23 protein-coding genes and 1 pseudogene are annotated in these 19,259 nt (G+C 59.8%); 16 read left to right on the top strand and 8 right to left on the bottom strand.

All coding sequences use genetic code 11. The annotated features are described in order from the left end of the window. Nucleotides 1-7: 7 nt before the first annotated feature. From AACY44_RS04590 to hisC, 7 genes are all read left to right on the top strand, one after another. The gene (locus AACY44_RS04590; RefSeq protein WP_339417524.1) at nucleotides 8-655 is read left to right on the top strand and encodes an MlaC/ttg2D family ABC transporter substrate-binding protein; all 648 of its coding nucleotides are present in this window, start codon (nucleotides 8-10) and stop codon (nucleotides 653-655) included. Then, nucleotides 652-957: an STAS domain-containing protein gene (locus AACY44_RS04595; RefSeq protein WP_339417525.1), complete on the top strand. Its 306-nt coding sequence runs from the start codon at nucleotides 652-654 to the stop codon at nucleotides 955-957. The genes AACY44_RS04590 and AACY44_RS04595 overlap by 4 nt, the downstream gene beginning before the upstream one ends. 114 nt (nucleotides 958-1,071) lie before the next feature. After that, the gene (locus tag AACY44_RS04600) at nucleotides 1,072-1,311 is read left to right on the top strand and encodes a BolA family protein (RefSeq protein ID WP_049709972.1); all 240 of its coding nucleotides are present in this window, start codon (nucleotides 1,072-1,074) and stop codon (nucleotides 1,309-1,311) included. A 23-nt stretch (nucleotides 1,312-1,334) separates the two neighbouring features. Continuing rightward, nucleotides 1,335-2,600 carry a UDP-N-acetylglucosamine 1-carboxyvinyltransferase gene (murA, locus tag AACY44_RS04605; RefSeq protein WP_339417528.1) on the top strand — a complete coding sequence of 422 codons (1,266 nt, stop codon included), beginning with the start codon at nucleotides 1,335-1,337 and terminating at the stop codon, nucleotides 2,598-2,600. Nucleotides 2,601-2,765: 165 nt separating this feature from the next. Beyond that, nucleotides 2,766-3,401, top strand: coding sequence for an ATP phosphoribosyltransferase (gene hisG / locus AACY44_RS04610; RefSeq protein WP_049709970.1), 636 nt, complete (start codon nucleotides 2,766-2,768; stop codon nucleotides 3,399-3,401). A gap of 368 nt (nucleotides 3,402-3,769) precedes the next feature. Next, nucleotides 3,770-5,089: a histidinol dehydrogenase gene (hisD, locus tag AACY44_RS04615; RefSeq protein WP_339417530.1), complete on the top strand. Its 1,320-nt coding sequence runs from the start codon at nucleotides 3,770-3,772 to the stop codon at nucleotides 5,087-5,089. Nucleotides 5,090-5,092: 3 nt separating this feature from the next. Beyond that, a complete protein-coding gene (gene hisC / locus AACY44_RS04620) occupies nucleotides 5,093-6,145 on the top strand; it encodes a histidinol-phosphate transaminase (protein ID WP_339417531.1) in 1,053 nt (350 codons plus the stop codon). Between the two features lie 65 nt (nucleotides 6,146-6,210). On the opposite strand, the gene AACY44_RS04625 is transcribed toward hisC, so the two are convergent. After that, complete coding sequence (locus AACY44_RS04625; RefSeq protein WP_339417532.1) at nucleotides 6,211-7,485, bottom strand: uracil-xanthine permease family protein; 1,275 nt, start codon at nucleotides 7,483-7,485, stop codon at nucleotides 6,211-6,213. A 2-nt stretch (nucleotides 7,486-7,487) separates the two neighbouring features. Next, a complete protein-coding gene (upp, locus tag AACY44_RS04630; protein WP_339468488.1) occupies nucleotides 7,488-8,126 on the bottom strand; it encodes a uracil phosphoribosyltransferase in 639 nt (212 codons plus the stop codon). 163 nt (nucleotides 8,127-8,289) lie between these two features. Here upp and AACY44_RS04635 point away from each other — a divergent pair, with 163 nt between their 5' ends. From AACY44_RS04635 to AACY44_RS04650, 4 genes are all read left to right on the top strand, one after another. After that, on the top strand, nucleotides 8,290-8,847 hold the full coding sequence (locus AACY44_RS04635) for a hypoxanthine-guanine phosphoribosyltransferase (protein ID WP_339417533.1): 558 nt from the start codon (nucleotides 8,290-8,292) through the stop codon (nucleotides 8,845-8,847). Nucleotides 8,848-8,850: 3 nt separating this feature from the next. Then, complete coding sequence (locus tag AACY44_RS04640; protein ID WP_339417535.1) at nucleotides 8,851-9,318, top strand: WbuC family cupin fold metalloprotein; 468 nt, start codon at nucleotides 8,851-8,853, stop codon at nucleotides 9,316-9,318. 35 nt (nucleotides 9,319-9,353) lie between these two features. Continuing rightward, a complete protein-coding gene (locus tag AACY44_RS04645; protein ID WP_339417538.1) occupies nucleotides 9,354-9,839 on the top strand; it encodes a hypothetical protein in 486 nt (161 codons plus the stop codon). A 153-nt stretch (nucleotides 9,840-9,992) separates the two neighbouring features. Then, a complete protein-coding gene (locus AACY44_RS04650; protein WP_339417539.1) occupies nucleotides 9,993-10,280 on the top strand; it encodes a PA4642 family protein in 288 nt (95 codons plus the stop codon). Nucleotides 10,281-10,347: 67 nt separating this feature from the next. Here AACY44_RS04650 and mqo read toward each other — a convergent pair whose 3' ends face one another. Then, the gene (gene mqo / locus AACY44_RS04655; RefSeq protein WP_339529863.1) at nucleotides 10,348-11,856 is read right to left on the bottom strand and encodes a malate dehydrogenase (quinone); all 1,509 of its coding nucleotides are present in this window, start codon (nucleotides 11,854-11,856) and stop codon (nucleotides 10,348-10,350) included. Nucleotides 11,857-12,582: 726 nt separating this feature from the next. Further along, nucleotides 12,583-12,816 carry a hypothetical protein gene (locus AACY44_RS04660; RefSeq protein ID WP_065875076.1) on the bottom strand — a complete coding sequence of 78 codons (234 nt, stop codon included), beginning with the start codon at nucleotides 12,814-12,816 and terminating at the stop codon, nucleotides 12,583-12,585. Between the two features lie 194 nt (nucleotides 12,817-13,010). Here AACY44_RS04660 and AACY44_RS04665 point away from each other — a divergent pair, with 194 nt between their 5' ends. Beyond that, complete coding sequence (locus AACY44_RS04665; RefSeq protein WP_065875075.1) at nucleotides 13,011-13,598, top strand: YajG family lipoprotein; 588 nt, start codon at nucleotides 13,011-13,013, stop codon at nucleotides 13,596-13,598. A 54-nt stretch (nucleotides 13,599-13,652) separates the two neighbouring features. Here the strand turns inward: AACY44_RS04665 and AACY44_RS04670 are convergent, their stop codons facing one another. Next, nucleotides 13,653-13,862 (bottom strand): hypothetical protein, encoded by a 210-nt coding sequence (locus AACY44_RS04670; protein ID WP_049709958.1) that lies wholly within the window; start codon nucleotides 13,860-13,862, stop codon nucleotides 13,653-13,655. A 183-nt stretch (nucleotides 13,863-14,045) separates the two neighbouring features. Between AACY44_RS04670 and AACY44_RS04675 the strand changes: the two genes are divergently transcribed. After that, complete coding sequence (locus AACY44_RS04675; RefSeq protein ID WP_339436111.1) at nucleotides 14,046-14,303, top strand: hypothetical protein; 258 nt, start codon at nucleotides 14,046-14,048, stop codon at nucleotides 14,301-14,303. Nucleotides 14,304-14,422: 119 nt separating this feature from the next. Here the strand turns inward: AACY44_RS04675 and AACY44_RS04680 are convergent, their stop codons facing one another. Then, nucleotides 14,423-15,586, bottom strand: a complete 1,164-nt coding sequence (locus tag AACY44_RS04680) for a 1-acyl-sn-glycerol-3-phosphate acyltransferase (protein WP_175402970.1) — start codon at nucleotides 15,584-15,586, stop codon at nucleotides 14,423-14,425. 133 nt (nucleotides 15,587-15,719) lie between these two features. Between AACY44_RS04680 and AACY44_RS04685 the strand changes: the two genes are divergently transcribed. From AACY44_RS04685 to AACY44_RS04695, 3 genes are read left to right on the top strand one after another with little or no spacing between them, the layout of a single operon-like run. Then, nucleotides 15,720-15,902 (top strand): CPXCG motif-containing cysteine-rich protein, encoded by a 183-nt coding sequence (locus AACY44_RS04685; protein WP_065875072.1) that lies wholly within the window; start codon nucleotides 15,720-15,722, stop codon nucleotides 15,900-15,902. A gap of 11 nt (nucleotides 15,903-15,913) precedes the next feature. Further along, the gene (locus AACY44_RS04690; protein WP_003171843.1) at nucleotides 15,914-16,174 is read left to right on the top strand and encodes a putative signal transducing protein; all 261 of its coding nucleotides are present in this window, start codon (nucleotides 15,914-15,916) and stop codon (nucleotides 16,172-16,174) included. A 36-nt stretch (nucleotides 16,175-16,210) separates the two neighbouring features. Further along, a complete protein-coding gene (locus AACY44_RS04695; RefSeq protein WP_339436110.1) occupies nucleotides 16,211-16,831 on the top strand; it encodes an SOS response-associated peptidase in 621 nt (206 codons plus the stop codon). A gap of 59 nt (nucleotides 16,832-16,890) precedes the next feature. On the opposite strand, the gene AACY44_RS27645 is transcribed toward AACY44_RS04695, so the two are convergent. Then, complete coding sequence (locus AACY44_RS27645) at nucleotides 16,891-17,733, bottom strand: methyl-accepting chemotaxis protein (protein WP_370468017.1); 843 nt, start codon at nucleotides 17,731-17,733, stop codon at nucleotides 16,891-16,893. Nucleotides 17,734-17,748: 15 nt separating this feature from the next. Beyond that, nucleotides 17,749-19,098, bottom strand: a pseudogene (locus AACY44_RS27650) (HAMP domain-containing protein); the annotation flags it as partial. Nucleotides 19,099-19,259 lie beyond the last annotated feature (161 nt).

Below are 19,259 nucleotides of genomic sequence, written 5' to 3' on the forward strand. Positions count from 1 at the left end.
TCTGTACATGATCTCTACCTTGCGACGTGGCCTCCTGGTACTGCTTGCAGCGCTGCCGTTGATGGCCAACGCAGCAGGTTCTGCGCACGAATTGGTGCAGGACACAACCAACAAGATGTTGGCTGACCTGTCGGCCAACAAAGAAAAGTACAAACAAGATCCAAGTCAGTTCTACAGCGCGCTCAATACTATTGTCGGTCCTGTTGTGGATGCCGAAGGCATTTCCCGCAGCATCATGACGGTCAAGTACTCGCGCAAGGCTACCCCGGCGCAGATGCAGACCTTTCAGGAAAACTTCAAGAAAGGCCTGTTCCAGTTCTACGGTAACGCGCTGCTTGAGTACAACAACCAGGGTATTACCGTCGCTCCAGCCGGGGATGAATCAGGTGATCGCACCAGCGTGAACATGAGCGTCAAGGGCAACAATGGCGCTGTCTACCCTGTGCAGTACACGCTGGAGAAGGTCAACGGCGAGTGGAAGCTGCGGAACGTGATCATCAATGGCATCAACATCGGCAAGCTATTCCGTGATCAGTTCTCTGATGCCATGCAACGCAATGGCAATGACCTGGACAAAACCATCAATGGTTGGGCCGGTGAAGTGGCCAAGGCCAAGGAAGAAACCGATAAAACTGCCGGGACGCCCGCACAATGACCGAGTCGGCTGTTCGTCTCGGCGACGCCGGCGAGCTCTTCATCAGCGGCGTGCTGGATTACCGCACCGGGCCTGACCTGCGCAAGCAGGGCCAGGCACTGATCAACACCAGCGCTGCGCCTGCACTGGTGCTGGATTGTTCGGGTGTGACCAAGTCCAGCAGCGTTGGTTTGTCGCTGCTGTTGTGCTTTATGCGTGACGCCGAAGCGGTTAATAAGCCGTTTAGCATCCGTGCGATGCCCGAAGACATGCGCGAAATTGCCGAAGTTTCCGAGCTGACCGAGTTGTTGGCGCATCCTTAATACACATTATTAGAGAAGCCCCCCGTCAGAGTCCTGCTATGCGGGGTTCGCAGGCGCGGGGCTTTTTTGTATGATGTGCGACCCGCGCGCACTGGGCGCCGATAGAGGTTGATCATGCAGGCCCTAGAAGTTAAAAGCTTCCTTGAAGGAAAGCTGCCCGAAACGAGTGTTGAAGTCGAAGGCGAAGGCTGCAACTTCCAGCTGAATGTGATTAGCGATGAACTGGCGGCACTTAGCCCGGTCAAGCGTCAGCAGCAGATCTATGCCCATTTGAACCCGTGGATCACCGATGGCAGCATCCATGCGGTCACTATGAAATTTTTCAGCCGCGCGGCCTGGGCCGAGCGCACCTGAGCCCCCAAGGCGTCGAGATTCTTATGGATAAATTGATTATTACCGGCGGTGCCCGTCTTGATGGCGAGATCCGCATCTCCGGTGCAAAAAACTCCGCCTTGCCGATCCTGGCAGCGACCCTGCTGTGCGATGGCCCGGTCACCGTGGCCAACCTGCCACACCTGCACGACATCACCACGATGATCGAACTGTTCGGTCGCATGGGCATCGAGCCGGTGATCGACGAGAAGCTGTCCGTCGAAATCGACCCACGCACCATCAAGACCCTGATCGCCCCGTACGAGTTGGTGAAAACCATGCGTGCGTCGATCCTGGTGCTCGGCCCGATGGTTGCCCGTTTCGGCGAAGCTGAAGTGGCATTGCCTGGTGGTTGCGCCATTGGTTCGCGTCCGGTCGACCTGCACATCCGTGGCCTCGAAGCCATGGGCGCGACCATCGACGTCGAAGGCGGCTACATCAAGGCCAAGGCGCCTGAAGGAGGCCTGCGTGGCGCCAGCTTCTTCTTTGATACCGTCAGTGTGACCGGTACCGAGAACATCATGATGGCCGCAGCCCTTGCCAAAGGCCGTAGCGTGCTGCAAAACGCCGCCCGTGAGCCTGAAGTCGTCGACCTGGCGAACTTCCTGAACGCTATGGGTGCCAAGGTCTCCGGCGCCGGCACTGATACCATCACCATTGACGGTGTTGAGCGCCTGCACACGACCACCTACAAGGTCATGCCGGACCGCATCGAAACCGGTACCTACCTGGTTGCTGCTGCTGTTACCGGTGGCCGCGTCAAGGTCAAGGACACCGATCCGACCATCCTGGAAGCGGTCCTGGAAAAACTGCGCGAAGCTGGCGCAGAAATCACCACCGGTGAAGACTGGATCGAGCTGAACATGCACGGCAAGCGTCCTAAGGCCGTCAACGTACGTACCGCTCCGTACCCGGCGTTCCCGACCGACATGCAAGCGCAGTTCATCTCCTTGAACGCCATTGCTGAAGGCACCGGTGCCGTGATCGAGACCATCTTCGAAAACCGCTTCATGCACGTGTATGAACTGCACCGCATGGGCGCCAAGATCCAGGTTGAAGGCAACACCGCCATCGTTACCGGTACCGAGAAACTCAAGGGCGCGCCAGTCATGGCGACTGACCTGCGGGCTTCGGCGAGCCTGGTGATCTCGGCGCTGATTGCTGAAGGCGACACTCTGATCGACCGCATCTACCACATAGATCGTGGCTACGAGTGCATCGAAGAAAAACTGCAGATGCTCGGCGCTAAAATCCGCCGCGTACCGGGCTAGTTCCGGGCTTGTAGTGAGCGGGGCAAGCCCGCTCACTACAAGATGATTGCCGCTGAATAGGCGGTATGCTGAATTTGTTTCAAATCGAGGCTGTAATGGCCTCGATCTGTGTCTGGCGCCGTTTGTGCCCGGACAGCAATAGCCAGATGAAGGACTGACGCTTCCATGTTGACCATCGCACTGTCCAAGGGCCGTATCCTTGACGACACGTTGCCGCTTCTGGCTGAAGCGGGCATCGTGCCGACCGAAAATCCGGACAAGAGCCGCAAGCTGATCATTCCCACGACCCAGGACGATGTTCGCCTGTTGATCGTGCGGGCTACTGACGTGCCGACCTATGTTGAACATGGCGCGGCCGACTTGGGTGTCGCCGGTAAAGACGTGCTGATGGAATACGGTGGCCAGGGCCTGTACGAGCCGTTGGACCTGCGTATTGCGCTGTGCAAGCTGATGACCGCCGGGCGCGTCGGTGACGTCGAGCCCAAGGGCCGCCTGCGCGTGGCCACTAAGTTCGTCAACGTTGCCAAGCGCTACTACGCCGAACAAGGCCGTCAGGTCGACATCATCAAGCTCTACGGCTCGATGGAGTTGGCGCCGCTGATCGGCCTGGCCGACAAAATCATCGACGTGGTCGACACCGGCAACACCCTGCGTGCCAACGGCCTCGAGCCCCAGGAATTCATTGCCGATATCAGCTCTCGCCTGGTCGTAAACAAAGCGTCGATGAAGATGCAGCACGCCCGTATCCAGGCGTTGATCGACACCCTGCGCAAAGCAGTGGAGTCGCGACACCGCGGTTGACTTACCCGCGTAGCTGAAAGGCTGCGCCCGTCTATCCGCCTCATAGCCAGAGTTCTCAGGTGGATCGACTGCTGGGAAGGTGCGCTGACGTTCAATAACGAATCGCGCCTTACCCCAAAAGGCAACTTATGTTAGTAGAAGATTCTTTTTCAATAATTAGCGACGCGTAGCAGTCTGCCTTTTAGGTAAGGCCCTGCGGGTTGGCACTGTGGTTGCGCCATGCTGCGTTGCGGGACTTGGTAAGGAAACAACCCTTACCAGCGTCCCGCGCCTTGCCTGGCACAACCACAGTACCAACGCGCTTCGTTATTGAACGTCAGCGCACCTTCGGGCGCGTGAGTTTTTGCCAATCCAATGAGGCCCTCGCTATGACCACGTCCACTGCAATTGCCCGACTCAACGCTGCCGATCCGGATTTCGCCCATCATCTGGATCATCTGCTGAGCTGGGAAAGCGTGTCCGACGACTCGGTCAACGTGCGGGTGCTCGACATCATCAAGGCTGTTCGCGAGCGCGGCGATGCGGCGTTGGTGGACTTCACTCGCCAGTTTGACGGGCTGGACGTCAAGTCCATGTCCGACCTGATCCTGCCCCGCGAACGCCTGGAGTTGGCGCTGACGCGTATCACCGCGCCACAGCGAGAAGCCCTGGAAGTGGCGGCAACGCGGGTGCGCAGCTATCACGAAAAGCAGAAGCAAGACTCCTGGAGCTACACCGAGGCAGACGGCACTGTACTGGGCCAGAAGGTCACGCCACTGGACCGCGCCGGCCTTTACGTGCCGGGCGGTAAGGCGTCGTACCCATCGTCGGTATTGATGAACGCGATCCCGGCCAAAGTGGCGGGCGTGACCGAAGTGGTCATGGTCGTGCCAACACCGCGCGGTGAAATCAACGAGCTGGTATTGGCCGCCGCCTGCATTGCCGGCGTCGACCGCGTTTTCACCATCGGTGGCGCGCAAGCCGTTGCCGCCCTGGCCTATGGCACCGAAAGCGTGCCGAAGGTCGATAAGGTGGTTGGTCCCGGCAACATCTACGTCGCCACCGCCAAGCGTCACGTGTTTGGCCAGGTCGGTATCGACATGATCGCCGGCCCATCGGAAATCCTCGTGGTATGCGACGGCCAGACCGATCCGGACTGGATCGCCATGGACCTGTTCTCCCAGGCCGAGCACGACGAAGACGCTCAAGCGATCCTGGTCAGCCCGGACGCCGAGTTCCTCGACAACGTTGCCGCGAGTATCAATAAGCTGCTGCCGACCATGGAGCGTGCCGAGATCATCGAGAAATCGATCAATGGCCGTGGCGCGCTGATCCTGGTGCGCGACATGGAGCAAGCCATCGAAGTGGCCAACCGTATCGCGCCGGAGCACTTGGAGTTGTCCGTGGTCGACCCACAAGCCTGGTTGCCATCGATTCGCCACGCCGGTGCGATCTTCATGGGGCGCCACACCAGCGAAGCGCTGGGTGACTATTGCGCAGGCCCGAACCACGTGCTGCCGACCTCCGGCACCGCGCGTTTCTCATCGCCACTGGGCGTGTACGATTTCCAGAAGCGTTCGTCGATCATCTTCTGCTCACCGCAGGGTGCGTCCGAGCTCGGCAAGACCGCCTCGGTGCTGGCTCGTGGTGAATCCCTGAGTGCCCACGCCCGCAGTGCTGAATACCGCATCCTTGAAGAGGGGAACTGAGACATGAGCAAATTCTGGAGTCCCTTCGTCAAGGACCTCGTGCCCTACGTGCCTGGCGAACAACCGAAGCTGACCAAGCTGGTCAAGCTCAACACCAATGAAAACCCCTACGGCCCGTCGCCCAAGGCGTTGGCCGCGATGCAGGCCGAGCTGAACGACAACCTACGCCTGTACCCGGACCCCAACAGCGACCTGCTCAAGCAGGCCGTGGCCAAGCATTACGCGATCGACGCCAGTAAGGTCTTCCTCGGTAACGGTTCCGATGAAGTCCTCGCACACATTTTCAACGGCCTGTTCCAGCACGAACTACCGCTGTTGTTTCCGGATATCAGCTACAGCTTCTACCCGGTTTACTGCGGCCTCTACGGCATCAAGTCCGACCCGATGCCGCTGGACGAACAGTTCCAGATTCGCGTGGCGGATTACGCCAGGCCCAACGGCGGGATCATCTTCCCCAACCCGAACGCGCCGACTGGCTGCGTGCTGGCGCTGGACGCGGTGGAGCAGATCCTCAAGGCCAACCCGGACTCGGTGGTCGTAGTGGATGAAGCTTATATCGACTTCGGCGGCGAAACCGCGATCAGCCTGGTGGATCGCTACCCGAACCTGCTGGTTACCCAGACGCTGTCCAAATCGCGCTCACTGGCCGGTTTGCGCGTGGGCCTGGCCGTGGGCCACCCGGACCTGATCGAGGCGCTGGAGCGGGTCAAGAACAGCTTCAACTCTTATCCGCTGGATCGCTTGGCGATTGTCGGCGCGGCGGCAGCGTTCGAGGACCGTGAGTACTTCGAGAAGACGTGCCAGTTGGTCATCGACAGCCGCGACAAGGTGGTTGCGCAGCTGGAGGCAAAAGGTTTTGAAGTGTTGCCGTCGGCGGCCAACTTTATCTTTGCTCGCCACCCTCAACATGACGCCGCAGGCCTAGCGGCCAAGTTGCGTGAGCAGGGTGTGATCGTGCGGCACTTCAAACAGGCGCGGATTGCCCAGTTTCTGCGGATCAGCATCGGTACGCCGGAGCAGAACCAGGCGCTGATTGATGGGCTTGGTGAGCTGTAAGCCACACTGAGGGTCAAAAAAATGTGGGAGCGGGCTTGCTCCCACATTTGGTTTTGCGGTGTTAGCTAGAGCAACGGCTCATCCGGCTTCTTGTTCTTCCAGCCATCATTGCCCGGCAGCAGCAGGTTCAAACCAATCGCTACCACCGCACACAGGGCGATACCCTTCAGGCCGAAATCATCCGGGCCGGTGCCCGTGCCGACCAGCACACCGCCAATCCCGAACACCAACGTCACCGACACAATCACCAAGTTGCGCGCTTCGCCCAGGTCGATCTTGTGGCGGATCAGCGTGTTCATCCCCACTGCGGCAATCGAACCGAACAGCAGGCACAGAATCCCGCCCATCACTGGCACCGGAATGCTCTGCAGCAGTGCGCCGAACTTACCGATAAACGCCAGGCTGATGGCAAACACCGCCGCCCAGGTCATGATCTTCGGGTTGTAGTTCTTGGTCAGCATCACCGCGCCTGTCACTTCGGCGTACGTGGTGTTCGGCGGGCCGCCAAACAGGCCCGCGGCCGTGGTGGCAATGCCGTCACCCAGCAGGGTACGGTGCAGGCCCGGCTTTTTCAGGTAGTCACGACCGGTCACGCTGCCGACTGCAATCACACCGCCGATATGCTCGATCGCCGGGGCCAGGGCCACCGGGATGATAAACAGGATCGCCTGCCAGTTGAACTCAGGCGCGGTGAAGTGGGGCAGGGCGAACCAGGGGGCGGCGGCGATCTTTGCTGTGTCGACCACACCAAAATAGAACGCCATGGCAAAACCGACCAACACGCCGGAGATGATCGGCACCAAGCGGAAGATGCCCTTGCCGAACACCGCCACGATCAACGTGGTCAGCAGCGCCGGCATCGAGATCATCATTGCTGTCTGGTAATGAATCAGCTCGGCACCGTCGCCGGATTTCCCCATCGCCATGTTGGCAGCAATCGGCGCCATGGCCAGGCCGATGGAGATAATCACCGGCCCGATCACCACCGGCGGCAGCAGCCGGTCGATGAAACCGGTGCCCTTGATCTTCACCGCGAGCCCGAGGAAGGTATAGACGAAACCGGCCGCCATTACCCCGCCCATGGTCGCCGCGAGGCCGAACTGGCTTTTGGCGAGAATGATCGGAGTAATGAAGGCAAAGCTCGACGCCAGAAAGACCGGCACCTGCCGCCCTGTCACCACCTGGAACAACAACGTGCCCAGGCCTGCGGTGAACAGTGCAACGTTTGGATCAAGACCTGTGATCAGCGGCATCAACACCAGCGCGCCAAATGCCACGAAGAGCATTTGTGCGCCAGACAGGATCTGGCGCCAAAGCGGGTCGTTGAATTCATCCTGCATGCTCAACCGTCCTTCTGCTTGGTACCGAAGATCTTGTCACCTGCATCGCCCAGGCCTGGGATGATGTAGCCGTGTTCATTCAGGCGCTCATCGATGGACGCGGTGTAGATCTCCACGTCCGGGTGGGCCTTCTCAACGGCGGCGATGCCTTCGGGCGCGGCCACCAGCACCATGGCGCGGATGTCCTTGCAACCGGCTTTTTTCAGCAAGTCGATGGTGGCGACCATGGAACTGCCGGTGGCGAGCATCGGGTCGATGATCATCGCCAGGCGCTCGTTGATTTCCGGCACCAGTTTTTCCAGGTAGGTGTGGGCCTGCAAGGTTTCTTCATTGCGGGCCACGCCCACGGCGCTGACCTTGGCGCCCGGGATCAGGCTGAGTACGCCTTCGAGCATGCCGATACCGGCGCGCAGGATCGGCACGACGGTGATTTTCTTGCCGGCGATTTTCTCGACCTGCACGGTACCGGCCCAACCTTCGATGTCGTAGGTTTCCAGGGGTAAATCTTTAGTGGCTTCGTAAGTCAGCAACGCTCCGACTTCCTGAGCAAGCTCACGGAAGTTCTTCGTGCTAATGTCGGCGCGGCGCATAAGGCCGAGCTTGTGTCGGATCAGCGGATGGCGGATCTCGCGAGTAGGCATGGGAATGGCTCCGGCGGCGGGCAAAAAAACCGGCCTAGATTAATCTATCCGAGGGTGTTGTCCTATAGACATCTAGCACGTTAGTCCATTAAGGCTTGCCCGGAGCGCACGAGAAGCGTACCTTCGCCCGCTTTTCTTGCCACAGCACCCCTTGGAGAGCGCCATGTCCGCTGATCTCGAGCATATCCGTCAAATCATGCGCGAGGCTGACTGCCTGTACACCGAAGCGCAAGTCGAAGAGGCGATCGCCAAGGTCGGCGCGCACATCACCCGCGAAATGGCTGACACCAACCCGGTGGTTTTCTGCGTGATGAACGGTGGTCTGATCTTCGCTGGCAAATTGCTCACCCACCTGCAATTCCCGCTTGAAGCGTCCTATCTGCACGCCACCCGCTATCGCAACGAAACCACCGGCGGCGACCTGTTCTGGAAAGCCAAGCCGGAAGTCTCGTTCATCGACCGCGACGTGCTGATCATCGACGACATCCTCGACGAAGGTCACACCCTCGGCGCGATCATTGACTTCTGCAAGCACGCTGGCGCGCGAAAAGTGCACACTGCCGTGCTGATCGACAAAGACCACGATCGTAAGGCCCGCCCAGAGCTGAAAGCCGATTTCGTTGGCCTGCCGTGCATCGACCGCTACATCTTCGGTTATGGCATGGACTACAAAGGCTACTGGCGCAACGCCAATGGGATCTACGCCGTCAAAGGGATGTAAGCCATGACCCGCTTTCTTGATCAAACGCTGTTTGCCGAATTGGCTGAGAAAGCGGGCGCCAGCCCCCGTGGCCGGCACCATCACAACTTCCACCAGATGGAAGAGCCGTGCCATCGTCTGGCCGTGGGCCTGCAGCCCAGCACTTATGTGCCGCCGCATCGGCACCTGAGTGCGGACAAGGCGGAAACCTTGCTCGTGCTTCAGGGCCGCCTGGGTCTGCTGGTGTTCAGCGAAACCGGCGAGGTGCTGGCCAAGCGCGTCATGCAGGCGGGGGGCGAATGCGCGGGTGTCGATCTGCCACCCGGTGTGTTTCACGGTTTGGTGGTGCTGGAGCCCGACACGGTGATGTTCGAGTGCAAAGCCGGACCTTATCGCCCGGTAGGCGAGGGTGAGCTGGCCAATTGGGCGCCGCGTGAAGGCGAGGCTGGCGTGGCCGCGTATCAACGTTGGATGCTTGCGCAGTTCGATTGAGCTACAGTGCTGGGCTTTCTCGCACGGAGCGGCCCATGAACCTGTTGATACGTACTTGCGCCGCCCTGGCGTTGACCCTCAGTTTGCCGCTGGCCGCCGCGCCTGCGCCGTTGCACAGCCAATTTCTGCCCTCCGACGACCTGACCCTGCGCGCCGAAGCCCCTGACCAGCAGCAATTGCTGCAAGTCACCGAGTACGCGGTAGTGGTGGGCAATCAGCGCCAATCCAGCCAGCAACCGATCCCGGTGACCTCGCCGCTGATGATCCGCCTCAAGGGCAAGTCCCTGAACAAGGGTGCGACCATCAGCCAGGTGGTGCTCAACTTCGATGCCGAAAGCAAAAGCCTGAAAAAGCCGGTCTACGACGACAAGAGCAAGACCCTGACGTTGTCCTACCCGGTGGCCCAGTACCGAGTGATCGTCGACCTGCTGCGCAATGACACGGTCTACGTGCAGTTCCTGAGTTATGCCAATGGGCATATCTGGGCGGATTTGCATACCGGCGCCGTTCGCGCTCGATAGCGAGAACACTGATGTCCAAATGTGGGAAGCAGCGCAGACCCCATGTGGGAGCGAGCAAGCCCGCTCCCACATGGGGTCTGCGCTGCTTCCGAAGCCTGCGTCTCACAGGTAGACTTCAAACCCCGTGTAAATGTCTGCAGGCTGGAGTCGGTAATGCGTAAAGATAAGAAACAGGTGATTGGTGACGAGATTGGCGACGATCAGATCAAGTTGTTCCTCGACTTCGAGCCGGTTGACGCGATTTCCCCGTCCCTGCATAAACTCATCAAGGCCTACCGTGGCCTGCGTATCGACGACTTTGAGCGCTTCCTGGGTTTCTTCAAGGAAGCCGGTCTGGACCTGGACGGCAAGGATGAGCATGGCCTGACCTTCGTCGACCTGATCAAGGACCAGCGTCACGCAGACGAGTACATCGAGTTGATCAACAACGCTCGCGGTTGATTCTCCAGGCAATAAAAAACGCCCCGTTCTCATACCGAGAGCGGGGCGTTTTTATTGCCTTAAAGCCTCAAGCGTAGCTCTCGGTCTCGGCAGCAGGCTCAACCAGTTCCAGGCTGATGTTGTTCTGCTCATTGATCTTGCGATACAGCTCGGCATCTGTTTCCAGGACCTTTTCCCGCGCCGGGAAGATCTCGTGCAGCTTGGCCGCCCACTCTCCGGCAGCCTTGGCCGGGAAGCAGCGCTCGATCAGGTCGAGCATGATCGAAACGGTCACCGAAGCACCCGGGGACGCGCCCAGCAGTGCCGCGAGCGAGCCGTCTTTGGCCGCGACCAGTTCGGTGCCGAATTGCAGCACGCCGCCTTTTTTCGGGGCTTTCTTGATGATCTGCACCCGTTGGCCGGCCACTTCCAGGCGCCAGTCTTCGGCTTTGGCTTGCGGGTAGAAGCGGCGCAGGGATTCCAGGCGCTGTTCCATCGACTGCATCACTTCGCTGACCAGGTACTTGGTCAGGTCCATGTTGTCGCGGGCCACGGCGAGCATCGGGCCAATGTTGCCGGCGCGAACCGACAGTGGCAGGTCAAGGAACGAACCGTGCTTGAGGAACTTGGTGGTGAAGCCGGCATAGGGCCCAAACAGCAGGGACTTTTTGCCTTCCACTACGCGAGTGTCCAAGTGCGGCACGGACATTGGCGGCGAACCCACGGCGGCCTGGCTGTAGACCTTGGCCTGGTGGTGCTTGACCACTTCCGGGTTGTCGCAACGCAGCCACTGGCCGCTGACCGGGAAACCGCCAAAGCCTTTGCTTTCTTCGATACCCGAGGCTTGCAGCAGCGGCAGCGCCGCGCCACCGGCGCCGAGGAACACGAACTTGGCGTCCACTTCACGGCTGTTGCCGCTGTTGACGTCCTTGATGCTTACGGTCCAGCCCGCGCCGTTGCGCTTGAGGCCGGTCACGCGCTTGCTGTACTTGACCTGGGCGTCTGCCGAGCTGGTCAGGTGGCTGAGCAGTTGGTTGGTCAGCGCACCGAAGTTGACGTCGGTGCCGTTCATGACACGGGTCGCCGCGATTTTTTCGTCGAGCGGGCGGCCTGGCATCATCAGCGGCATCCACTCGGCCATCTCGCTACGGTCTTCGGTGTAGTGCATGTCCGAAAACGCGTGGTGCTGGCTGAGGGTTTCAAAGCGCTTCTTGAGGAAGGACACGCCTTTTTCGCCCTGCACGAAGCTCAGGTGCGGCACCGGACTGATAAAAGACTTGGACGAGCCAAAGGTGCCCTTTTTGGTCAAGTACGCCCAGAACTGTTTCGACACCTCGAACTGGGTGTTGATGTGCACGGCTTTCTTGATGTCGATGGAGCCATCGGCAGCCTGCGGTGTGTAGTTCAGCTCACACAGCCCGGCGTGGCCGGTACCGGCGTTGTTCCACGGGTTGGAACTCTCCGCGGCACCCGAATCCATCAGCTCAACGACTTCCAGCTTGAGGCCGGGGTCGAGCTCTTTGAGCAGTACGGCCAGAGTGGCACTCATGATGCCGGCCCCTACCAGTACTACGTCGACTGCTTCGTTATGCGCCATTTAACGCGTCTCCAAAATCTGCAGCACCAAATTGACGGCATGGCTGCCAGGAGTGACGGGGCGGTTCACGTGTTGCCCCAGGTTACCCATGGCCAGGATCGCCATGTCCGTTTCGCAATTCTTTGCAACTTCAGCACACGCTTCCTACCGGGCTAATCTGCCTATGAACGCATTCATGGGCGCCTGTGGCAATTCGACTTATGGTCAAAGCGTGTGATTCGTGCAATCAATCCGTAGCGGACAGGCTCAAGCTCCGATTTTTAAGGCGTACTCGGTCCTGTGTGGTTGGGCTGTTCCAGACGCTGATGGTGCTTGTACAAACGCCAAACTATTCATTTGCTCGCCACACTCTTGTGAAGTTGTGAAAACCCGTTTTTTCACGCTCTTTTGAAGACGTGAACCTCAAAAAAGGGCTGCCCCAGCCTGGCACCTGGCCCGGAAAACCTTGCCGACATGCGGCAAAACGGGCAAACAACTCAAGTGGCCGAGCGCAATGGCAGCTCTGGCAGATTCGGTAAAGACGGGTGGTTTGCAAAGAAAACAGCAAGCGCGCCAGCTTCACTCGATCTGTGTGGGCGGCTCTCTGTGGGCGATTCTTGGGGTTAATACCGAGGCATTAACGATGCTGCGAGGCCCGATCAGGAGACGTCCTTATAATCGGGGGGAGATTGTAGCGAAGAACGCTGGGGAAATGGGCGTGTTTTATGACTTTTATTAGGCGTTCGGTCAGGCAGCCAACGGCTGGTGCCGTGACGACCGCGCTGGGCGTGGGCTGACGCGGGCGCGAGCGGGCAGTGGGTGATGCATCCAGCTCAGGCGAATCTCATCGATTTCTACCCAGCCGTCGCCTACGGGCGGCTGGCAGCACTCTTTGAAGGCCTGGCAACGACCTTGTGCATCGAGCAGGGCGAACTGACGAAGGGCCGGCTTGCGCGTAAACAATGACCAAAGAAACTGCATGACGATTGACCTCCTGAGATTGAGGCCAAGCATGCCTGCGCTGGATGACGAGCCCATGTAACGGGTGTGACATCTTGGTGACAGCGAACCGCGCTCCACACGTGGGGTCACAGGTTGTAACTGATGCTAGTTCCCCGCAGTGGCGCCCCGCTATACTGCCGGCCTGTCGGATCCTGATTTCTGGAGAGAAGCGCATGTTGCAACGCCTGTTGTTCGGTTTGATCACTGTGACCAGTTTGACCCTGGTGGGCTGCGCCAACAGCCCGCAACAACTGACCCCGGAACCGAAACTCACCACGCAGCTGGCCCCGGTGGGCCACGGCCAGGCGGTGTCGGTGCGGGTGGTGGATGGTCGTCCATCGCCTACGCTCGGCTCACGCGGCGGCCTGTACCCGGAAACCGCTCTGATCTCGGTGAACGCTCAAGACGTACTGCCCAAGCTGCAGGCCCAGGCTGAAGCCGCCGTGCGCTTGCTGGGTTTCACCCCGAGCGCCAATGCACCGGGTGCTCCGCAATTGACGATCACCCTGGCTGAATTGAAGTATCAATCGCCTAAGGACGGGCTGTACGTGACCGAAGCTTCCATCGGTGCGACGTTCAAGTCTGACGTCACCGCCGGTACCCGTCGCTACAGCGGTCGCTACGGCGCCTCCCTGAACCAGCGTTTCGGCATGTCGCCGAACCAGGAAACCAATACCAAGTTGGTCAGCGACGTCCTGAGTGACGCCTTGACCCGACTGTTCAAAGACCCAAGCATCGGTTCGTTGCTCAGCGCGCAATAAACGATTGTTAAAAAACCGGGCTCAGTTGAGTCCGGTTTTTTTTCGCCTCCTGTTTCACGCGGCGGTGTCGATGCAGAAGTCCAGCAGGCTCACCCCCGTTAACAGATCGGTCTCCGGAAGGTCCGCATGCTGGTGCCCGCCAAGGGCGCAATACACCAGCCAGTGGCGATCCTGGACGTTGAAAGCCAGGCCGCCGATCAGCGCTTCCTGCTCATCGCTTTGGGCGACCAGATACAGCCGATCCTGGTTTTGCGCGTGCAACATGACAAGCTCCTGAGGCGTCAAAGGGCAACAGAGTGGACTGTTAAGGTGACGTTCAGGTGACGCCGTAAATTACTGGATACATTAGACGTCAATGGGGGAGGGAGCATTTCAGGCGCCGGACGCCACTATCGTTCAGGTTGGTAACTGAGCTGATACCAAGACACTGTTCCACTGAGGTTCGCCATGGCGCTGTCCGCACTACTGATCAATGTTGTAGCGTTAGCGGTAGCGTGCCCGGGAGCGGCACTGTTGTTCATCACCCGCCTGCGCGAACAACGCGCGATGGCCGACCTGACCGCGAAAAGCGAAGACCGCACCATCGACCAGCCGATGCTGTTTCTGGATGTGTGCACCGAGCGCGCGCATCGGGTGGCTTACCGTGTTGGGTTTGCCTGCCTGGGGATGGCGCTGGTTATTTCCTGGCTCAGTACCCATTTGTAATTACGGCGCAGAACACATGTGGGGGTGGGTTGGCTCGCGGAGGCGGAGTGTCAGTCAACACATGATTGACTGACTAACCGCCTTCGCGAGCTAGCCTACCCCCACATTTTTGGTCTGTATTACAAAGGTATGCCGGCCTTGACCCGATACTGATTACGCACCGGCGTGGCGTATTGCACCACCAGGAACGGTCGGTGCTCGGCCGGGCACTCGTTCAAGCGCCGCTCCCATTCTGCTTTCGCCTTGGCCAGTTCGTCGGCCGGGAATACCTCGGCCGCCGTCGGCACCTGCAATTGCGGGTCGGCGTCGCTCCATTGGGCATACGCCAGGTAATGCACCGGGAACAGCCGGTAACCGCCGAGAATCTGCCGGTCCATTTCCACGGCCAGCAGCTTGGTGTCTTCGAAACGCTCGGTGATCGGCGGTGCGAAGTTGATGTGCACCCGCCCCTTGTAGCCCGTGATGCCAAGGGCGATGCTCACGTCATCCTCGCCCGGCGCCTTGCTGTAGGTGCCGGTGGTGGCGCGGATGTAAAGCTCGCGAGCCTTGGCGGTATCGCACGGGTCGTACTCGTAGCTGATCGACACCGGCGTCAGGTTCAACGACTGGATGACCTCGGCAAACGGCTCATCCTTGCGGCTGACGTGGAACATCTTGAGGATCGCCGACTCGGTGCGGTCATCCCCATCCTTGGCGCGCCCTTCGGCCTGGGCAATCCAGATCGATTGGCAGTCGTTGCGGATCGAATGGTTGATGTAGGCTGACAGTAGGTTGAATGCCGCCATCTTTTCCTTTCGCCCGGTGATCGAGCGGTGCACGATAAAGCTCTTGTTCAGGCGCATCAGGTCGCTGACAAACGGCTTTTGCAGCAGGTTGTCGCCGATGGCGATACGCGGCGTCGGCAGGCCGGCGTGGTACACGGCGTAGTTGACGAAGGCCGGGTCCATCACGATATCGCGGTGGTTGGCGAGGAACAGGTAGGCGGTGCCGGACTTGAGCTGCTCGACGCCGGTGTAGGTCACACCGTCGGTCGCCCGGTCAATAGTGTGGTCGACGTAGTACTCGACTTTGTCCTGCAGCGTAGCAACGGTGGTGACGCCGGCGAATTCACGGCGCAGTTTGCGGGCGATCATCGGCTTGAGCAGCCAGCCCAGGGCGCCGGCAAAGCGCGGGAAGCGGAAGTGGGTCAGGATGTCCAGAAAGGCCTTGTCACTGAACAGGCGTGCCAGCACTGCCGGGACTTCGCTGTCGTTGTAAGGTCGGATGGTATCGAATTCGCCCATCATGCTCTCTTGTTAGAAACGGCTAGGGTAAGTAAAGGAAATGCCAGGGTGCGGCCTGAGTAATGGGCTCAGCCGAAATATAACCCTGTAAATAGACCGGCGATTATACGCACAAGTCACCTTGGAGGCTGCGATGCTGGAAACTGCGACGTACGATTGTCCTTATTGTGGTGAAGAGGTCGAGACAACGGTGGATTTGTCCGGCGGCGATCAGACGTATATAGAAGACTGTCAGGTGTGTTGCCGGCCAATCAGTTTCAATCTGCAGGTGCATGGTGACGAGTGGATGCTCGAAACCCGTAGCGAAAACGAATGACAGGTACGCCCATGCAGCGAATCTACGAACCGGAAAACCTGATGGAAGGCGAGCTGCTGCAACAGATGCTCGCCAGCGAAGGTATCGAGGCCCACCTGGTGGGCCGGCATTTGCTCGGCGGCACTGGCGAACTGCCCATCTTCGGCCTGCTGGGCCTGGAGGTGGACAACGACCGGGCCGTTGACGCGCGTGAGCTGATCACCGCCTACATCGGCGCGCAACCCCTGCCGGGTGATGAACCTGACAGCTTCCCCGACGTGCTGGTCTGTTAGGCTGTCGGTCGGTTTACCCAAGAGTCATGTTGCCCCATGTGTGGACGTTATGCCCTGTTTCGCTGGAACCCCGCTTTTGCTGCCTTGCCGGGTTTCCCGGCCGACCAGCAGGCCCAGTGGAACATCTCCCCGAACGATTCGGTGCTGATCCAGCGCACCACCGACGGCCAGCTCAGCCTGGCGCGGGCCCGCTGGGGCCTGACACCGCCCTGGCTGACCGACCTTTCGCGCACGCCGGCCCATGCCCGCGCCGAAACCCTGGTCGAACAACCGATGTTTCGCGAAGCGTTCCGCCTGCGCCGTTGCCTGCTGCCGGCCAATGGGTTCTACGAATGGCGCGGCACCCAGCGCAAGCGTCCGTACTGGCTGACGCCAGGAGAGGGTTCCACCTTGTTTTTTGCCGCGATCTGGGAAGCGTATCCGGTGCAGGAACAGGTGTGGCTGAGCACGGCAGTGGTGACCCAGGCTGCGCAGAGTCAGCGTCGGCCGCTGATCCTGGATGCAGCGGGGCAGGCGGCCTGGCTCAATCCCGAAACACCGCTGCCGGTGTTGCAGGCTTTACTGGCCAGTGAGCCCACCGCGTTGCGCGAGCGGGTGCTGGCCAACATGGTCAATGATCCGAAGCTCAATGGGCCGGAGTGCTTGACCCCGGCTTGAGCCTATTGGCTATCTGTTGCTTTCACTGGTCTGTTCGCGAGCAAGCCCGCCGCAGATCCCTAAACCTTGAACTGATTGATCAAGCGCCGCTGCTGCTCCGCCAGCTTGGTCAAATCCGCACTGGCCGCGCTGGATTCATCCGCGCCGCCCGCCACTTCATTGGCCACCTGGCCGATGTTGATCACGTTACGATTGATGTCCTCTGCCACCGCGCTCTGCTCTTCGGCCGCACTGGCGATCTGGGTGTTCATGTCGTTGATCACCGACACCGCCTGGGTGATGGTTTCCAGCGCTTCGGCCGCCTTCGCCGCGTGTTGCACGCTTTCATCGGTGCGGCTTTGGCTGTCCTCCATCACCCGTACCACGTCCCGCGTGCCTTGTTGCAACTGCTGGATCATGGTCTGGATTTCTTCAGTGGCTTTTTGAGTCTTCTGCGCCAGGTTGCGCACTTCGTCAGCGACTACGGCGAAACCTCGGCCTTGCTCGCCAGCACGTGCCGCCTCGATTGCAGCATTGAGCGCCAGCAGGTTGGTCTGCTCGGCGATACCGCGAATCGCGGTGAGGATGGCGTTGATGTTCTCGCTGTCCTTGGCCAGGGTTTGCACCACGCCCACTGCCTTGCCAATTTCTGCGGCCAGCGCGCCAATCGAGATCGAAGTGTCGCGCACAATGCGCATGCCCTGGCTCGCGGCCTGATCGGCATGGCTGGCGGCTTGCGCGGCCTGGGTGGCATTGCGCGCAACGTCTTGCGCAGTGGCAGTCATCTCATGCACGGCGGTGGCCACCTGGTCGATTTCCACCATTTGTTTATGCACGCCCTGGTTGGTGCGAATCGCAATGTCAGCGGTGTGCTCCGACGAGTCACTGACCTTCTGCACTGAACTCACCACCTGGGTGATCATGCCTTGCAGCTTGATCAGGAAGGTGTTGAAGCCGTTGGCGATCGCGCCCAGTTCATCGGCGCGATCGCTGGCCAGGCGCCGCGTCAGGTCGCCTTCGCCCTGGGCGATGTCATTGAGCATGGCCACCATTTGCTTGAGGGGGCGGGCGATGCCGTGGCCCACCAGCCAGATCACCAGCAAGCCGGCACCGGCGATCATTAGGCCGGCAATGGTCATGCCGAAGATATCGGTCTTGCGCTGGGCTTCCAGGTCGCTTTGCAATTTCTGCGAGTCGGCCATCACTGCGCCCAGGGGCAACTGCATCATCAAGGTCCAGCGCGCGTCGGTCTGGCCGATGCTGAAGGGCAGGAACAGCTCGATATGCCCGTGTTCCCGGTCGATGTCGTAGCGCACTTCACCGGCTTTGAGTTGGCCGAGGTTGGCCAGTTCGTTGCCGTCGAGCAGGTCGCTGGCTTTTTCGCCGAGTTTGCTGGCGTCCTTGGTATAGGCCACAAGGCGTCCGTTACTGGAGATCAGTGCCAGTTCACCGGCACCGTCGTAGAGTTTCTGATCGGCGCTGGTGAGCATGTCCTGGATGAAATTGACCGAGAGATCGGCACCGACGATGCCCTGGAAGGTGCCGTCGATCAGGATCGGCTCGATAAAAGAAGCCAGCATCACCATCGCATTGCCCACCTTGTAAGGGGCCGGGTCGATGACGCAGGCTTTTTTGCTTTCCCTGGAGCACAGGTAGTACTCGCTGGCACGCACCCCGGTGGAGAGGATTTTCTGGTCGGCCACGTCAGCGAGTTTATCCAGGCCCATGCTGCCATCCGCGTTGCGGTACCACCACGGCAGGAAACGTCCGTCTGCGCCTATGCCAAGAATGGGGCTGTTCACGTAGGCCGTGTCGTTGTGATCAATGGCATTGGGCTCCCAGCCAATGTAGGCACCGAGGATCTTCGGGTTGCGCACCACGGTTTCATGCAGCAGGTTGATCAATTGTTCACGTCCGACCTGCAGGGCAGGTTCGCCATTAGCGTCTTTCATGCCGAGCAGGGCGTTGGCGGTGGACAGGCTCTTGGCAGTCACCAGCGGGGCTTCCAGCTCACGCTGGATCAACGTGGCCTGGGTGTGCGCCAGGGCGGTGAGGCGTTGCTCGACGATCTGTTCGAACTGAGCCTGGGTGCGCTCCTGCACCATCGCCTGGGTTCGCGCGCCGGCAAACAAGGCGTAAAGCACCAGCACTGCGACCACACTCAGGACAATAGCGCCAGCCAGTGCCGCGACAGAAAATTGAATCGACTTGAATTTCATAAAAGCTCCGGGCACTGAGGGGAGGGTCCGCCTTTTTGTATCGGCCACGGCCGCGTTGGGCATGAGCATTTTTCCGACAAAAATGTCAGGGGTGTCGCGAATGGAATGCCCGCCGCCGTTGATGGGATAGGTGAGATGTATCCGAAAATCGTTAGTTACACGTCTGGTGTATCTGGCGCAGATACAAATGTGCGCCTACGATACGCGCCATGTTTCAGGGCGTATTTTCA

Origin of the sequence: Pseudomonas sp. RA_15y_Pfl1_P11, from assembly GCF_963970975.1 — a bacterium.
Classification (GTDB): domain Bacteria; phylum Pseudomonadota; class Gammaproteobacteria; order Pseudomonadales; family Pseudomonadaceae; genus Aquipseudomonas; species Aquipseudomonas tritici.

Bases quoted from the DNA above. Each gene is read 5' to 3' on its own strand.
- AACY44_RS04590 (WP_339417524.1), top strand. From the start codon at position 8: ATGATCTCTACCTTGCGACGTGGCCTCCTGGTACTGCTTGCAGCGCTG.
- AACY44_RS04595 (WP_339417525.1), top strand. From the start codon at position 652: ATGACCGAGTCGGCTGTTCGTCTCGGCGACGCCGGCGAGCTCTTCATC.
- AACY44_RS04600 (WP_049709972.1), top strand. From the start codon at position 1,072: ATGCAGGCCCTAGAAGTTAAAAGCTTCCTTGAAGGAAAGCTGCCCGAA.
- murA (WP_339417528.1), top strand. From the start codon at position 1,335: ATGGATAAATTGATTATTACCGGCGGTGCCCGTCTTGATGGCGAGATC.
- hisG (WP_049709970.1), top strand. From the start codon at position 2,766: ATGTTGACCATCGCACTGTCCAAGGGCCGTATCCTTGACGACACGTTG.
- hisD (WP_339417530.1), top strand. From the start codon at position 3,770: ATGACCACGTCCACTGCAATTGCCCGACTCAACGCTGCCGATCCGGAT.
- hisC (WP_339417531.1), top strand. From the start codon at position 5,093: ATGAGCAAATTCTGGAGTCCCTTCGTCAAGGACCTCGTGCCCTACGTG.
- AACY44_RS04625 (WP_339417532.1), bottom strand. From the start codon at position 7,485: ATGCAGGATGAATTCAACGACCCGCTTTGGCGCCAGATCCTGTCTGGC.
- upp (WP_339468488.1), bottom strand. From the start codon at position 8,126: ATGCCTACTCGCGAGATCCGCCATCCGCTGATCCGACACAAGCTCGGC.
- AACY44_RS04635 (WP_339417533.1), top strand. From the start codon at position 8,290: ATGTCCGCTGATCTCGAGCATATCCGTCAAATCATGCGCGAGGCTGAC.
- AACY44_RS04640 (WP_339417535.1), top strand. From the start codon at position 8,851: ATGACCCGCTTTCTTGATCAAACGCTGTTTGCCGAATTGGCTGAGAAA.
- AACY44_RS04645 (WP_339417538.1), top strand. From the start codon at position 9,354: ATGAACCTGTTGATACGTACTTGCGCCGCCCTGGCGTTGACCCTCAGT.
- AACY44_RS04650 (WP_339417539.1), top strand. From the start codon at position 9,993: ATGCGTAAAGATAAGAAACAGGTGATTGGTGACGAGATTGGCGACGAT.
- mqo (WP_339529863.1), bottom strand. From the start codon at position 11,856: ATGGCGCATAACGAAGCAGTCGACGTAGTACTGGTAGGGGCCGGCATC.
- AACY44_RS04660 (WP_065875076.1), bottom strand. From the start codon at position 12,816: ATGCAGTTTCTTTGGTCATTGTTTACGCGCAAGCCGGCCCTTCGTCAG.
- AACY44_RS04665 (WP_065875075.1), top strand. From the start codon at position 13,011: ATGTTGCAACGCCTGTTGTTCGGTTTGATCACTGTGACCAGTTTGACC.
- AACY44_RS04670 (WP_049709958.1), bottom strand. From the start codon at position 13,862: ATGTTGCACGCGCAAAACCAGGATCGGCTGTATCTGGTCGCCCAAAGC.
- AACY44_RS04675 (WP_339436111.1), top strand. From the start codon at position 14,046: ATGGCGCTGTCCGCACTACTGATCAATGTTGTAGCGTTAGCGGTAGCG.
- AACY44_RS04680 (WP_175402970.1), bottom strand. From the start codon at position 15,586: ATGGGCGAATTCGATACCATCCGACCTTACAACGACAGCGAAGTCCCG.
- AACY44_RS04685 (WP_065875072.1), top strand. From the start codon at position 15,720: ATGCTGGAAACTGCGACGTACGATTGTCCTTATTGTGGTGAAGAGGTC.
- AACY44_RS04690 (WP_003171843.1), top strand. From the start codon at position 15,914: ATGCAGCGAATCTACGAACCGGAAAACCTGATGGAAGGCGAGCTGCTG.
- AACY44_RS04695 (WP_339436110.1), top strand. From the start codon at position 16,211: ATGTGTGGACGTTATGCCCTGTTTCGCTGGAACCCCGCTTTTGCTGCC.
- AACY44_RS27645 (WP_370468017.1), bottom strand. From the start codon at position 17,733: ATGATCACCCAGGTGGTGAGTTCAGTGCAGAAGGTCAGTGACTCGTCG.